Below are 16620 nucleotides of genomic sequence, written 5' to 3'. Positions count from 1 at the left end.
AAATAATAATGAAGAAGACGTTTTTAATCATTTACCTTTTTACGCAAGCAATTTTTGCTCAAAATTCTATCAATATTGATAGGCTGGATTGGTTGCCAAATTCGCATTTATTTTGGGTAAATGAGCAGGATAATATCATAGTCTATGATGCTAATGAACTTACAGGTAAGAAAGTAGTTTTAAGTAAAGAACAATTAAGAGAAGCTGGGTTTCAAGGAAAGATTGAAAAATTAGTATGGAATAAAACTCAGGATAAAGTATTGATTTTTACAAACTCTAAAAAAGTTTGGCGCGCCAATACAAAAGGTGATTATTGGTTTTTTGATCTTGCTACGGGAAAAGGAAAACAAATGGGGAAAAATTTTGATCCTTCATCGCTAATGTTTGCTAAGTTTTCAAATGATAGTAAAAATATAGCTTATGTATACAAGCATAATATCTACTTGGAAAATATCAGTACAGGGGATATCAAACAACTTACGCAGGATGGAACCGCTAAAATAATAAACGGAACGTTTGACTGGGTATATGAGGAAGAGCTTAATGCAAGAGATGGTTTTAGATGGAGCCCAGATGGTAATAGTATTGCTTTTTGGCGCGTAGATGCCAGAGAGACAAAGTTTCAATTGATGATGAATAATACAGATTCGTTATATTCATATAATGTTCCTGTAGAATACCCAAAGGCAGGAGAGAAACCTTCAGCAGTAAAATTGGGGATTATAAATATCGCTTCTGATAAAACCAATTGGTTGGATATTCCCGGAGAAGCAGATAATAACTACTTACCTAGAATGGAATGGACAGGTAATAATGAATTAATGGTGATACAATTGAATCGTCGTCAAAATGAGGTGAATGTGTACAAGTGCGATGCAATTTCAGGGAAGGCAAACTCAATATATCAAGAAAAAAACACTTCTTGGATTGATATTTATGATACTTCCTCTGGAGTCTATGATGGTTTTCCATGCACTATAGTAGACAATGGAAAAGCATTCTTATGGAGTTCTGACGCAGATGGATGGATGCATGTTTATAAAATAGCTATGAATGGTAAGAGTAAGGAGTTAATCACAAAAGAAAAATTCGACACCTATTTTTTAGCTTACAATCAGGCAACAAAGACTATTTATACAGCTGCCAGCCCAACCGATGCAACACAAAGGTATTTGTATGAGACTAATTTAGATACCAAAGTCACAAAGCGTAGTACACCAGATCAATTTGATGGTACCAATGTTTATAGATTTTCTCCAGATGCCGCTTTTGCAAGACATGGTAATTCTAATATAAATCATAATTGGAATTCAAGATTAATTTCTTTGCAAAAGAATAAGAAAGTTTATCCAAATGAAGCTGATTCGTTTACAGTTCCTAAAAGAGATTATACTTTAGAAAAAATAAAAGTCAAAACGATAGATGGAATTGACATGGATGGTATAATGGCAAAACCACTGGATTTTGACCCTTCAAAAAAGTATCCATTGTTCTTTTTTGTTTATGGTGAGCCAATGTCAGCAGTTGCCAATGATGTACCATACTTTAATTATTTTATTTCAAAATTAATCCCAAAAGGATATATCGGAATAGCATTGGATAACAGAGGAACACCAGTATTTAAAGGAACAGAATGGCGTAAATGTATTTATAAAAACATTGGAATTATAAATACACGTGACCAAGCTATGGCAGCCAAAGAAATATTGAAATGGCCTTTTATTGATAGAGACCGAGTTGCAGTGCATGGCTGGAGCGGAGGAGGAGCAGTGACTTTAAACTTAATGTTCCAATACCCAGAAGTTTATAAAACAGGAATTGCAATTGCAGCTGTAACAGATCAGCATTTTTATGACAACATATATACAGAACGTTATATGGGATTGCCTACAGAAAATGAAGCGGCGTATATTCAGGCATCACCTATCACTTATGCTAAAAAGCTAAAAGGAAATTTACTATATATTCACGGTACGGGAGATGATAATGTACATTATAAAAACGCTGAAGTTTTGATGAATGAATTGATAAAATATGACAAAATGTTTGATTTAATGTTATATCCTAATCGTACACATAGTATTAATGAGGGAGAAGGAACAAGTTTACATTTAGCACATACATTCGAAAAATTTATAGATGAACATTGTCCAGCCGGAGCAAAATAATTTAATATAAATCAATTTTTCATATAGTATTAAAAGCCAATTAAACGAAGTAGTTTAATTGGCTTTTTTTTGAGGATAGTGCTTCTTAGGTTTAGTCATAAGCTTTTATTGCTTTTCTAGCATATTGAAAAGAATAATTGTTGTAAGCAAATTTAAAATCAATCATTTGCAACTACCTGTTATAGGTTTTATTAATTTATTCGTATAAAAGGATTTTAGATAGTGTTACAGATTAGGAGCTTTTATAAAATAGGGAATGAATTAAATGAGAAAAAATATAAATTGAAAATTGTAGAAACTATAGAAGCTGCCCTAAAAGGCAGCTTTTTTATTTTAACATTGTGTGTCGTCCAGAAATGAGTTGGCACAAAAGTTGATTTATAAAAAACAGTTGTTTTGTCGTCTTTATCTAATTTAATTGATTAAGATGAGAAGTGGATACCTTGATTATAAGCATAGTATTAATGTAAGAGAAAAAATAAGTTTGTATTTAGTTCATAATATTCGAAAAATTTATAAATGAACATTGCTCTACCGTAGCAAAATGATTATATATTATCATTTTCTTCATATAGTGTTGAAAACCAATTAAGCGACTTTTTTTTAATTGGTTTTTTAGGAATTGTCTTAATGTTTTTTTTGGAAAATAATTAGTGTATTTTATTCTCAATCACAAAATCAAAGATAAGTTTTGTTAAAAAATGAAATTGTATCAAAAAATAATAATATAGTATCATTTAATAATAATATAACATTAACGTAATACTTAGGTTAAGGTTAGATTTGAAAAGTTGATTTAGAAATTGTATCTGAGAAAGTAATATAAATCCTGAATTATAAAATCTCAACTATTTAGTTACTAAATAATTACCAAGAATTACCAAGAAATACCAAAATTAACCAAAAACAATTATTCATGAAAAAACAATTACTTTTGCTAGTATTGTGCTGCCTTTGGAGTCTCCAAGGAATTAGAGCGCAAGACTTAATTGAGCCTTCACACAGTTGTCGGACAAGAGAGGTCAATGAATTGCTATTAAAGAATAACCCAAATTCTTTAAAAGAGAATAAAGCGTTTAATCTTTTCAGTAAGGAATATGCCAAAAAACTGAGAACCCAAAAAACTGCTGTAAATACTACTTATATTATACCTGTTGTTTTTCACGTTTATGGGACATCGTTTAATGGTAAAACGGTTACTTTAGAGAAAATACAAGCAGCGTTAATGCATCTTAATGAGGATTTTAAAGGTTTGAATGATGACTTCAATACTGTAGAACCTTTTTTTCAAGCAAGAAGAGGAACTTTAGATATTGAGTTCAGACTGGCTCAAATCGATCCTAATGGAAAATGTACCACTGGAGTAATTTTTGAAAAGAAAAAAGATGGGTATGGTAATCCAGGTGGTTATGATAGTCAAATTCAAGCAGATGCATGGGACAATTACAAGTATATGAATATATATATTCAAAACGAATTATATGCAGATGGGGTAACTAATAATTCAGGAGTTTGTTGGTATCCAGATTCAGGAATGTCTGATAATAATTTGGCAAGATGTGTATATAATGGAGCTTATTTAGGAGAAAATACCAATAAGGAATTTGCATCAGTACTTACACATGAGTTTGGACATTTTTTGAACTTGATTCACACTTTTGATGGTGGTTGTACAGGGACAGATGAGGTAGATGATACTCCAATTGAAGATGGAAAACATTCTTTAGGCTGTACACCAGGAACTAATTGTAACGGTGACAAGGTAAATATAGAAAACTATATGGGATACAATGCTGCACAAGGATGCAGTAAAATGTTTACACAAGGGCAAGTGGCAAGAATGGTTGCTGCTTTGCAACACCCAGCCAGAAGAACACTATGGGCTGCACAAAATTTAATTGACACTGGTGTTAATTCAGCAGGAAGTAATGTAACCGCAGATGTTACAAGTTTTAAAGAAGACGTTGCTAATAACGGAACCATATCAGGTAGCTCTGTAATTACTTTAAATGGAGCGACCTTTACTAACTCATCAGGAACATTAACTCCAGGGGTTGATTTTAGTGCTAATTTACCAGCAGGTTTAAGTGCTACCATTGTAGTTAACAGTAGTACTCAAGCTACAGTTACTATAAACGGAGCAGCAACAAACCATGGTGTAAGTAATAATACCAGTGGAGGAATTACCTTATTAGCTCCAGCAATAAATGGAGGAGTGAGCGGTATGCTTTGTGATGGTTTGAGCTGGAATTTTAAATTCAGAGACCCTTATGGAATTTTCTTCGTTGATATTGCTGACCCAGCGGTTACTCCAACTTCTACTTGGAAATATTTTACAATTGAAAAAGGAGATGATGCAAAATATGGTGTATGGCAATATGCAGCCAATCATTTAAAGGTAGAAACTTACGGAAAAAGATTAGTTACCAATGCAGGAACAAATAATATTACTCCTCTTGGTTATAATACAGCAATTAATGCAAGCAGTAACTTTACTGCGCCAGGTGCATATCCAAATCAATTAGATATCAGAACTCCGTCTTATACTACTTGGGATGGCAAAACAGATTATTTTGGTTTTGAATATACAATTGATGGAGAAAAATGTTACGGTTGGTTCAAAGCGGTTGTCGCTGCGAATGGTTCAGGATATAGTATTGTAGAATATGCTTATAATACACAACCGGGTGCTACAATCTATACAGGAATGACAGATAAAGTTGCCTTAAGCGTTTCTCCAACAACACTTCCAGAAGTATCAGCTAATGATGGAAGCATTACTCAGGTATCTTCTTTTAAATTAACAACGAATAATGGGACTTATACGAAGAGTTCAGGAGAATTAACTCTTGGAGTAGATTATAACATAACAGGAGTTCCAGCAGGATTGACTGCTAAATTAAATGTAATCAGTAATTCAGAGGTACAATTGGCATTTACAGGAAATGCAACAGCTCATTCAAAAGGGAATAGTACTTCAGTAGTTGTTACATTTTTAGATCCAGCAGTTACAGGAGGAATAGCAGGATTATCTAGTTCTGGAGCTACAATAAAAGTAAACTTCAAAGATCCTTATGCAATTGTGCATGTAAAAGATTTGACAAATTTAGACCATGTTACGGTAGATGCTACAACCACATGGGGTTTTTTCCGAATTACAGCTGATGCAGACCAACAAGATTATGGTATTTTTGTGGATAAAGGAGATCTTAAATTTGAAACATATACTAAATCTATAGTTTGTGAGGGTAGTTCTCTAAATATCACTTTGATTGGTGCAAACCAACTTATTGATGGCAGCAGTAATTTTGTTGTAGGAGGTAGTTATCCTAATTTGCATAATCTAAGAGATGCAAATTATAAATCCTGGGATGGAAAAACTGGATATATTGGTTTTAAATTTACAATAGGAGGTGAACCTTGTTATGGATGGTTTAAAGTGAAAGTAAATGCCAAAGGAACAAGTTACACTTTATTAGAATATGCTTATAATACCGAGCCTAATGCAGGAATAAATACAGAAGATATTCCGGTAGATCTTTCAGTTCATTTGGCTAATACACCAGATGTGATCAATGAAGATCTTTTAAGCAATGACGGAAGTTTTAGTACAAAAATTGATGTTCAGCTAACTACAAACGGAGGGACTTTTACAAAAAGTTCTGGTAATTTAGTTCAAGGAACAGATTTTACAGTAACAGGATTACCAGCAGGTTTAGTAGTAAATATTGCTATAATAAACAATACAACTGCTGAGCTAAGTTATACAGGTAAAGCAACAGCTAATGAGATGGCTAATACAACCACTGCAACGATTACTTTTTTGGATCCTGCAATTACTGGTGGAGCTACTACACTAGATGCAAACTATTTTACCACTAAGTTTGTTTTCAGAAATGCTTACAAAATTGTTTATGTTGATTTTCCAACTCCTTTAACAGTATCTACTACAGGTTCTACATGGAACCCATTCAATATTACAGCTGATGCAGATCATACAAGTTATGGATTGTATGTTGCTGGTAGTGATTTAAAATTAGAAAACTATGATAAGGATTTAGTTTGCGAACCAGGAATTAATAATATTTCACACCTTGGATATAATGTTACAATTGATGCATCAAGCAATTGGATTGGAACAAGAGTTCCTACTTTAAGAAGTAGTTCTTATACTGTATGGGATGGTAAGACAGGTTATATAGGGTTTAAATACACAAAAGACGGATACTCTCATTATGGTTATTTTGAAGCAATTGTAAGTGCAGATGGTCAAAGTTATTCAATAACAAAATATGCTTATAATACAGCACCGGAAGCTTCTATTACAACACCAGCTTTATTTGCCCATGTTTCTAATACACCAACTAGCATTTCAGAAGATGTGTCAAGTAATGATGGAACTTTCAGTACTAAAGTACAATTGACTGTTAATAGTGGAACTTTTACAAAAAGCTCAGGGAACTTAGTTGAAGGAACAGATTTTACAGTAACAGGATTGCCTACAGGTTTAACTGCTAGTATCAATATATTAAGCAGCACAACTGCTGAAGTAACATATTCAGGTAAAGCAACAGCTAACGAAGCTGCTAATGCAAGTACAGCTACAGTTACTTTCTTAGATCCAGCTATTACAGGCGGAGTAGTTAGACTAGATGTTGATCATTTTACTACTGATTTTACTTTTATAGATGCATACAAAATTGTTTATGTTGATTTACCAACTCCTTTAACAGTATCTACTACTGGTACTACATGGAATTTCTTCAGAATTACTGCAGATGCTGATAATACTGATTACGGATTGTTTGTTTCTGGTAGTGATTTGAAATTAGAAAACTATAATAAGGAATTAGTTTGTGAATCTGGAATTAATAACATTTCATATCTAGGTTATAATGTTACAATTGATGGAACAAATAATTGGGATGGAACAAGAGTCCCTAATTTGAGAAGCAGTTCTTATACAGTTTGGGATGGTAAAACTGGTTTTATAGGTTTTAAATATATTAAAAACGGAGTTCCTCATTATGGTTATTTTGAGGCGACAGTAAGTGCAGATGGTCAAAGTTATACAATTGCCAGATACGCTTACAACACAGCTCCTAACGCTCCTATAAAAACTCCTGTTCAATTAGCTTCAGTTAAGATGACGAATACGCCAGCTGTAATTGCTGAAGACGAGCCAACTAATGATGGTAGATTTATTACAACTATTGCTGTGCAATTGACAACAAACGGAGGAACTTTTACAAAAAGCTCAGGTAATTTAATTGAAGGAACAGATTTTACAGTAACAGGTTTGCCAGCTGGATTAACAGCTAATATCAGCATAGTAAATAATACTACAGCTCAAGTAACTTATGTAGGTAAAGCAACAGCAAATGAAGCAGCCAATGCAACTACTGCTACAATAACCTTTTTAGATGCAGCTATCACAGGAGGAGTTGCCGTTTTAGAGAATAAATCGTTTACTACAGGATTTACTTTTATAGATAAAAAGTTAGTTCATATGACGAATACACCAGCTGTAATTGCTGAGGACGAGCCAACTAACGATGGTAGATTTATCACGACTATTGCTGTACAGTTAACAACAAATGGTGGAACTTTTACAAAAAGTTCAGGAAATTTAGTTGAAGGAACAGATTTTACAGTAACAGGTTTACCAGCAGGTTTAACGGCTAGTATCAGTATGCTAAATAACACTACAGCTCAAGTGACTTATGTAGGTAAAGCAACAGCAAATGAAGCTGCCGATGCAACTACTGCAACAATAACCTTTTTGGATGCAGCAATCACAGGGGGAGTCTCAATTTTAGAGAATAAATCGTTTACTACAGGATTTACTTTTATTAATAGAAGTACTGCAGGATTAGTTCATATGACTAATACACCAGCAGCAATTACTGAAGATAAGCCAACTAATAATGGTACTTTTAGTACTACTATTGCAGTACAATTGACGACAAATGGTGGAACTTTTACAAAAAGTTCAGGAAATTTAGTTGAAGGAACAGATTTTACAGTAACAGGTTTACCAGCAGAATTAACAGCTAGCATTAGCATAGTAAATAATACTACTGCACAAGTAAGTTATGTTGGTAAAGCAACAGCAAATGAAGTGGCAAATGCAACTACAGCAACAGTTACCTTTCTGGATGCTGCGATTACTGGTGGAGTTGCTGTTTTAGAGAATAAATCGTTTACTACTGATTTTAATTTTATAAATGTTTATAATGTAGTTTATGTAGATTTGCCAAACCCGGTTATAGTATCGGCTTCAAATCCTTCGGGCTCATTTAGAATTACTGCGGATGTAGATGGAAATGATACAGAGTTTACTTTGTTTTATGGTGCAGATGGTTTGAAATTCTTAACTAATAAAGGATTAGTTAGTGAGATAGGAGCAAGTACAATTAGTTACATTGGAACTAGTCAAACGGTTGGAGTAGCCAATAACTGGGATCCATCAGGAAATGCAATTATTAGTAATTCTGCTTATAGCAATTGGAACGGAAAAACTGGATTCATTGGATTTAGATTCGCTAAAAATGGCGCTATATATTATGGTTATTTTGAGGCAGCAGTAAGTTCTGATGGAAAAAGTTTTGCAGTAATACGATATGCGTATAATGAAGAACCAGAAGTTCCAATTACAACACCAAGTACTGTTGAAGCTTTTACTTTCCCTACTTTGGGCACACCAGATTTTGGAACAACAGTAACTTATGCGAGTTATCCAAATCCGTTCAATGAAGTAATAAATATTAGCTCTAGCTCATTTTCAGGAAAAAAAGTAGAGGTTTTAATTTATAACAATTTAGGGCAAAATATGTTTTCTAAATCATATGATATGGATAGTGACACTATATCTATTGATGGTAGTACTTTAGCAACAGGTTTCTACTTCTTAAAAGTGACTGTAGATTCTAAAGTTCAAGCTGTTAAGAAGATAGTTAAAAATTAAAGTTTAAATAGTTAATTATTTCCCTGGGAGGCTGTCAGAAATGACAGCCTCTTTTTTGTTTTTGTTCTATAATTGTGCTCATAAACAATGATTGATAAAGAAATATTTTTGTGGAAGAAATTATTTTTCCAGCCTTTTTTTTAATTATAATAAGAAATAGTGTTAAAAATGAATAAAAAAAATAAGAAAAAAGTGTAAGTTGACAATATAGTATCATTTAGTAAGAACATAATATTAATGTTATATTTAGGTTAAGGCTATTTTTGAGAACTGAATTTAGAAATTGAGAATATATAAATAATGTTACACCGAAACATGAAATCTCATTTTTTAGTTTCTGAAAAATACCTAAAAACAAATAGAATTAATCATGAAGAAATTTTTACATTCACTAGCGCTGTGTTTTCTTTTGAGTATCCAAGGGATTCATGCACAAGAGTTAAATGATGCTTTTCACAGTTGTAATACTAAAGAAGCTAATGACTTGCTATTAAAGAATAATCCGAATTCTCTAAAAGAGCATAATGCTTTTAATCTTTTTAGTAAGGAATATGCAAAAAAACTAAAAACAAAAAAGGTAGCAGCTAATACCCATTATATTATACCTGTTGTTTTTCATGTGTATGGGACATCATTTAATGGTAAAACAGTTACTTTAGAAAAGATAAAAGATGCTTTATTACGTCTTAATGAAGATTTTAAGGGTTTAAATGATGATTTCAATACAGTTGAACCTTTTTTTCAAGCAAGAAGAGGAACTTTAGATATTGAGTTTAGACTGGCTCAAATTGACCCTAATGGGAAGTGTACTACTGGAGTTGTTTTTGAAAAGAAAAAAGACGGATACGGTAACCCGTCTGGTTACAATGATCAAATTCAAGCTGATGCATGGGATAATTATAAGTATATGAACGTATATATTCAGAATGAGTTATACGCAGATGGGAGAATGAATGAATCTGGGGTTTGTTGGTATCCTGATTCTGGGATGTCTGATAACGGTTTGGCAAGATGTGTTTATAATGGAGCTTATTTAGGAGCAAACACTGATAAGGAATTTGCATCTGTACTTACACATGAATTTGGACATTTTTTGAATTTAATTCACACTTTTGATGGTGGTTGTACAGGGACAGATGAGGTAGATGATACTCCTATTGAAGACGGATTAAATAAGTTGGGTTGTACTCCAGGGACTAACTGTAGTGGTGACAAGGTAAATATAGAAAACTATATGGGATACAATGCTGCAGCTGGATGTAGCAAAATGTTTACACAAGGACAAGTGGCAAGAATGGAAGCTGCTTTACAACATCCAGCAAGAAGAACACTATGGGCTGCACAAAATTTAATTGATACTGGTGTTACAAGCGCAGGAAGTAGTTTAACCGCAGACGTAACAAGTTTTAAAGAAGATGTTACTAATAATGGCGCTTTTTCTAGCTCTTCTAAAATTACCCTAAATGGTACCACCTTTACTAAATCTACAGGAACATTAACTTCAGGTGTAGATTTTACTGCCAATTTACCTGCTGGTTTAACCGCTATCATTACAATTAATACAACGACACAAGCTACACTTACTATTAGTGGTACAGCAACGAATCATAGTGTAAGTAATAATACTTCTGGGGGAATTACTTTTTTGAATCCAGCAATTACTGGTGGTGTGAGTAGTATGCTTTGTGATGATTTAAGTTGGAGTTTTAAGTTTAGAAATCCTTATGGAATTTATTTTGTTGATATTAATGATCCAACTGTTTCTACAGGATCTATTGGTTGGACGCCATTTTCTATAGAAAAAGGAGATTTTCCAAAGTTTGGTGCGTGGATTTATGATGGTAAGTATTTGAAAGTAGAAACTTATGGAAAAAAATTGGTTACCGATGTCGGCACAAAAAATATTACTCCGCTTGGTTTTAACACTGCAATTAATGCAAGTAGTAATTTTACAGCACCGGGTTCAACCCCAGGTCAATTAGATATTAGAACTCCTACTTACACTGTGTGGGATGGTAAAACTAATTATATTGGTTTTGAATATTCGATTGATGGAGAAACATGTTATGGATGGTTCAAAGCTGTAGTTTCAGCAGATGGTTCAGAATATAGTATTTTAGAATACGCATATAACACACAACCTGGAGGTACAATTTATACTGGAACGACAGATAAGATTGGTTTAAATGCTTCTACTAATACCTTTTTAGAAGCACTTAGTAATGATGGAAGTATTACTCAGGTTTGCTCTTTTAAACTAACTACCAATAATGGGACTTTCGTTAAGAATTCAGGTGAATTAACGCCAAATACTGATTATACCATTACAGGAGTTCCAGCAGGTCTTACTGCAAAATTAAATGTTATTAGCAATAACGAAGTGCAGTTGGCTTTTATAGGTAATGCAACAAACCATTTAAAAGCAAATAATACTTCGGTAACGGTTACATTTTTAGATCCCGCTATTACTGGAGGGGTTGGAGTATTATCTAGTACTGGTGCCACGATTGCTATTAAATTCAGAGATCCTTACATCACAAAACATGAAATTGTAAATGAAAAGGTAGATCCCACACATACTTGGACTAAATTCAGTATTACGGCAAATACTGACGATCCTTGGTATGGTATTTTTATAGACAAAGGAAATTTGAAATTTGAAACCTATACTAAGTCTCTCGTTTGTGAGGGCAGTTCTTTAAATATTACTTTTATTGATGAGAATCAGACTATAGGCGGAAATAGTAATTTTGTCGCAGGGAAAGCATATCCTAATTTACATAATCTAAGAGATGTAAATTATAAATCTTGGGATGGAAGAACTGGATATATTGGTTTTAAATTCATTATGGATGGTGAGCCTTGTTATGGATGGTTTAAAGTAAAAGTGAATGCTAAAGGAACCGAATACACTTTATTGGAATATTTTTATAATACAAAACCTTATGAAAGTGTAACTACTGACCCACTTCCTGTAAATCCTTTAGTACATTTGTACAATAAACAGGATGTAATTGTAGAAGATGTTTTAATCAACGACGGAAGCTTTAGTACAAAAATTGATATTTCGTTACTTAGAAATGGAGGAGCATTTACAAAAAGTTCAGGAAATTTAGTAGAAGGAACAGATTTTACAGTAGCAGGTTTGCCTGCTGGTTTAACAGCTAGTATTAAAATAACAAGTAGTTCAACAGCTGAGCTAAGTTATACAGGAAAGGCTACAGCTAATGAACAGATTAATGGAACTACGGCAACAGTTACGTTCTTAAATCCAGCAATTTCTGGAGGAGTAGCCGTACTGGACTCTAATTATTTTACAACTAAGTTTGTATTTTATAATGCCTACAAAATTATTGAAGTTGATTTGCCAACCCCTTTAACGGCTTCTGCGGCTAAAACATGGACTAAATTCAGCATTACGGCTGATGCTGATAATTCTGAGTATGGTGTTTTTGTACAGAATGGAAATTTGAAATTAGAAACATATACAAAATCTATTGTTTGTGAAGGTAATTCTTTAAACATTACATTGATTGGGCCAAATCAACGTATTGATGGCAGCAATAATTTTGTAGTAGGAGGTAACTATCTTAATTTGCATAATCTAAGAGATACAAATTATAAAGCTTGGGATGGAAAAACAGGGTATATAGGTTTTAGATATGCCAAAGACGGATTTTATCATTATGGATATTTTGTAGCTACAGTAAGTGCAGACGGACTAAGTTATTCTATAACAAAATATGCATACAATACGGCTCCTACTGCTCCTATCACAACTCCTCAGTCCGGGGCAGTTAAGATGACCAATACACCAGCTGCAATTACGGAAGATAAACTAACTAATGATGGGATTTTTAGTACTACTATTGCTGTACAATTGACAACAAGTGGTGGGACTTTTACAAAAAGCTCAGGAAATTTAGTTGAAGGAACAGATTTTACAGTAGCAGGTTTACCAGCAGGTTTAACGGCTAGTATAAGTATCGTAAATAATACTACAGCTGAGGTGCGATATATAGGTAAAGCAACAGCACATGAAGTGGCTAATGCATCTACAGCAACAATTACCTTTTTAAACCCTGCTATTACTGGAGGTGTAGCAGTTCTAGAGAGCAAATCGTTTACTACTGGATTTACTTTTATAAATGCATATAATGTAGTTAAAGTAGATTTACCAAATCCTATTATAGTATCTGCCACTAATGCTTCGGGTTCATTTAAAATTACAGCAGATGTAGATGCAAATGATAATGAGTTTGCTTTGTTTTATGCTGCGGATGGTTTGAAATTTTTAACCAACAAAGGATTAGTAAGTGAATTAGGAACAAGTAAAATAAGTTATGTGGGAACAAGCCGTGAGATTGGTGGAACTAATAACTGGAATCCATCAGGAACGGCAGTAATTAGTAATCCTGGTTATAACAGTTGGAATGGAAAAGCTGGATTCATTGGGTTTAGATTTGCTAAAAATGGCTTGACATATTATGGTTATTTTGAAGCAGCAGTAAGTGCAGATGGTCAAAGTTTTGCAGTAATACGATATGCTTATAATACAGAAGCAGAAGTTCCAATTACAACACCTAGTACTGTTGATGCATTTAATTTCCCTTTGCCTACTTTGAATACAATTGATTTTGGAACAAAAGTAACTTATACGAATTATCCAAATCCGTTTAATGAAGTAATAAATATTAGTTCTGGTTTATTCTTAGGAAAAAAAGTAGACATTTTGATTTATAACAATTTAGGACAAACTGTGTTTGCTAAATCATATGATAAGGCTGATGATACCATATCTATTGATGGTAGTAATTTTGTAACTGGTTTTTATTTCTTGAAAGTGACCGTAGATTCAAAAGATGAGGTTGTTAAAAAGATAATTAAAAATTAAAGTTCAAATAGTTAATTATTTATCAGAGGCTGTCCGAAATGACAGCCTCTTTTGTTTGTTTTTCATCTTGAATAAAAATAAAAGATCTACCATAGAAAGCCTTATAATAAAAAATGGGATGCCATAATTGGTATCCCATTTTCATTTGGTTTGGTATTCTTTTAGGTATTGGTTGAAAACTTTGTATTCAGCTTAACTTGTTAATTCAGTTAGTGAAATAGAGTCGACTATTAAGTGAACTGATTATTTCTGAATTTTTACTTCATTCAAAATAATGTCTAAAAACTGAACCATTTCATCTGCATTTTGTTTGTTGAAAGGGATTGGAGGTTTTATTTTTAGCACATTATGTAATGGACCATCAGTACTTAATAAATAGCCGTACTCTTTCATTTTTTCGACAACAATATCAATTTCAGGAATAGCAGGCTCCATCGTAATTCTGTCTTTTACCATTTCGGCACCAATGAATAAACCATGTCCTCTAACATCACTGATGATAGGGTATTTTTGCATTAGCTCTCTTAATCCGTTCATTAAGTGATTACCAACTTCTTTAGCGTGTTCTTGCATTCCTTCTTCCTGTATTACATCTAAAACTGCTAAGCCAGTAGCCATAGAAACCGGATTGCCTCCAAAGGTGTTGAAATATTCCATTCCATTATTAAAAGCATCGGCAATTTCATTGGTTACAACTACAGCAGCTAATGGATGCCCGTTACCAATTGGTTTTCCTAATACAACTATGTCTGGAACTGCATCTTGAAGTTCAAATCCCCAAAAAGCATCGCCAACTCTACCAAAGCCAACTTGTACTTCATCGGCAATACAAACACCACCGGCTTTTTTGACATGGCTGTAAACTGTTTTTAAATAATTTTTTGGTAACGGAATTTGTCCTCCAACTCCCAACAATGTTTCGCAGATAAAAACAGCAGGGGCTTTATCTTCTTTTTTTAATTCATCAATAATACGTTGCACATCAGCTGCATATTTCTCGCCCGAATTTTCATCCCCATATTTATAAGGGCCTCTGTACATATCTGGATTGATAGCTTTGTGAATCCAAGGCATTTTTCCAAAACCGCCTTTACTGTCAAATTTATACGGACTCATTTCCATGGCCACAGTCGAGGTTCCGTGGTAGGCATGGTCTAAAACAATGATGTCTTTTTGTTTTGTATAATGACGACTCATTCGTATGGCTAAATCATTGGCTTCACTTCCGGAATTTACAAAATAGCAAACACTTAATGAAGGAGGCAAAGTAGCAGTAAGCTTTTCGGCATATTCTATCAGGGTATCGCTTAAATATCTTGTATTGGTGTTAAGAGTTGCGATTTGCTTTTGCATTTTGCGAACTACTACAGGATGACAATGACCAACATGCGAAGGATTGTTTACACAGTCTACATAAGTTCTTCCTTTATCATCGTATAAATATTGAAGTGCTCCTTTTGTGATTTTTAAATTTTCTTTATAACCAATGCTTAGGTTCCTTCCGATGTTTTTTTGACGTTTCCCTAGTAAATCCGAATAATTGTCTTTATTGATTACTCCTTCAAAACCACACTCTTTTCTAAATACATCTTGAGCTTTGATAGGATTGATTTTAATGAGTTGGTGTAATAAATCCCAAGCTGGTTTTTCTGTAACAAAGTGGTGTTCATTATTACTGTCTAAAGAAGCATTATAAGCGGATTGAGTTACACTAATACAAAGTCTTGCGGCTATTAAATAATACAATACATCCAACTCCTGTTCAGTAAGGGCATATGAATTATGATATCCCTTAACGATTAATGACGCAGCTGTTAGAGGATCTTCATGGTTAAGCATAGCATAGGTACAAGCTATGGCAAGGTTATTAATCAGAGCGGTATAAACCATATCGCCAAAATCAATCAAACCAGTCACATTTTCTCCTCCTACTAATATATTATAATCATTGGCATCGTTATGAACATATGCGTGACGTAGTGTGTGTATTTGTGGGAGTACTTCGGTATCAAACTGCAAAAGGAAATATCCAGCTATTCTTCTTCTTTCAGGGTCTTTTATATATTTTAATTTATCAATGGCGTCGCTCGTATTGCTGATATCCCAAGTATAACGACGGTGCATTGCCGTATGTGAAAAATCTTGAAGAGATTTATCCATAGTTCCTAAAAAGTTCCCTAACTGCTGGTATAAACCAATTGATTTGTCCTTTTTTTCAAACCAGAAAGTACCATCAAGAAAACTAAGAATACGTAGATAATACGTTTTTCCATCTTCTAAAATTGCAGTCAATTCATCTCCTTGGGTATTAATGCAAAACTGTTGAAAGTTTTCTGCTAGAGGGCTATTTGATAAATGCTTAATGATTTTAACCTGTGCATCTAAGAAAGGATAAGGCTGATTCTCATCGGATACCTTTAGTATGAATTTTTTATTATTTGTATCAGTTAAAAGAAAATTTAATTCATCATATCCATTTAACATTTTAACTGTAGCAGATAATCCGTAGTGTTCTTTTGCTAGTTGATGAATGTGTGTTTCAGTAAATTTCATTATTTCTTTTGTATTAAAAGATTTAGTATTGACCTTAT

Annotated in this window: 4 protein-coding genes; 3 read left to right on the top strand and 1 reads right to left on the bottom strand. The window is 33.4% G+C overall.

Annotated elements, in window-relative coordinates; genetic code table 11:
* Positions 1–8: 8 nt before the first annotated feature.
* From OZP08_RS01755 to OZP08_RS01745, 3 genes are all read left to right on the top strand, one after another.
* Complete coding sequence (locus OZP08_RS01755; RefSeq protein WP_281322851.1) at positions 9–2168, top strand: S9 family peptidase; 2160 nt, start codon at positions 9–11, stop codon at positions 2166–2168.
* A gap of 916 nt (positions 2169–3084) precedes the next feature.
* Complete coding sequence (locus OZP08_RS01750; protein ID WP_281322850.1) at positions 3085–9135, top strand: M43 family zinc metalloprotease; 6051 nt, start codon at positions 3085–3087, stop codon at positions 9133–9135.
* Positions 9136–9505: 370 nt separating this feature from the next.
* Positions 9506–14029, top strand: coding sequence for a zinc-dependent metalloprotease (locus OZP08_RS01745; RefSeq protein ID WP_281322849.1), 4524 nt, complete (start codon positions 9506–9508; stop codon positions 14027–14029).
* 243 nt (positions 14030–14272) lie between these two features.
* Here OZP08_RS01745 and OZP08_RS01740 read toward each other — a convergent pair whose 3' ends face one another.
* On the bottom strand, positions 14273–16582 hold the full coding sequence (locus OZP08_RS01740; RefSeq protein ID WP_281322848.1) for an aminotransferase class III-fold pyridoxal phosphate-dependent enzyme: 2310 nt from the start codon (positions 16580–16582) through the stop codon (positions 14273–14275).
* Between the last annotated feature and the right edge of the window lie 38 nt (positions 16583–16620).

The sequence above is a fragment of the Flavobacterium aestivum genome (assembly GCF_026870175.2).
Classification (GTDB): Bacteria; Bacteroidota; Bacteroidia; order Flavobacteriales; family Flavobacteriaceae; genus Flavobacterium; species Flavobacterium aestivum.
This window is presented reverse-complemented; position numbering and strand designations above follow the sequence as displayed.

Bases quoted from the DNA above. Each gene is read 5' to 3' on its own strand.
- OZP08_RS01755 (WP_281322851.1), top strand. From the start codon at position 9: ATGAAGAAGACGTTTTTAATCATTTACCTTTTTACGCAAGCAATTTTT.
- OZP08_RS01750 (WP_281322850.1), top strand. From the start codon at position 3,085: ATGAAAAAACAATTACTTTTGCTAGTATTGTGCTGCCTTTGGAGTCTC.
- OZP08_RS01745 (WP_281322849.1), top strand. From the start codon at position 9,506: ATGAAGAAATTTTTACATTCACTAGCGCTGTGTTTTCTTTTGAGTATC.
- OZP08_RS01740 (WP_281322848.1), bottom strand. From the start codon at position 16,582: ATGAAATTTACTGAAACACACATTCATCAACTAGCAAAAGAACACTAC.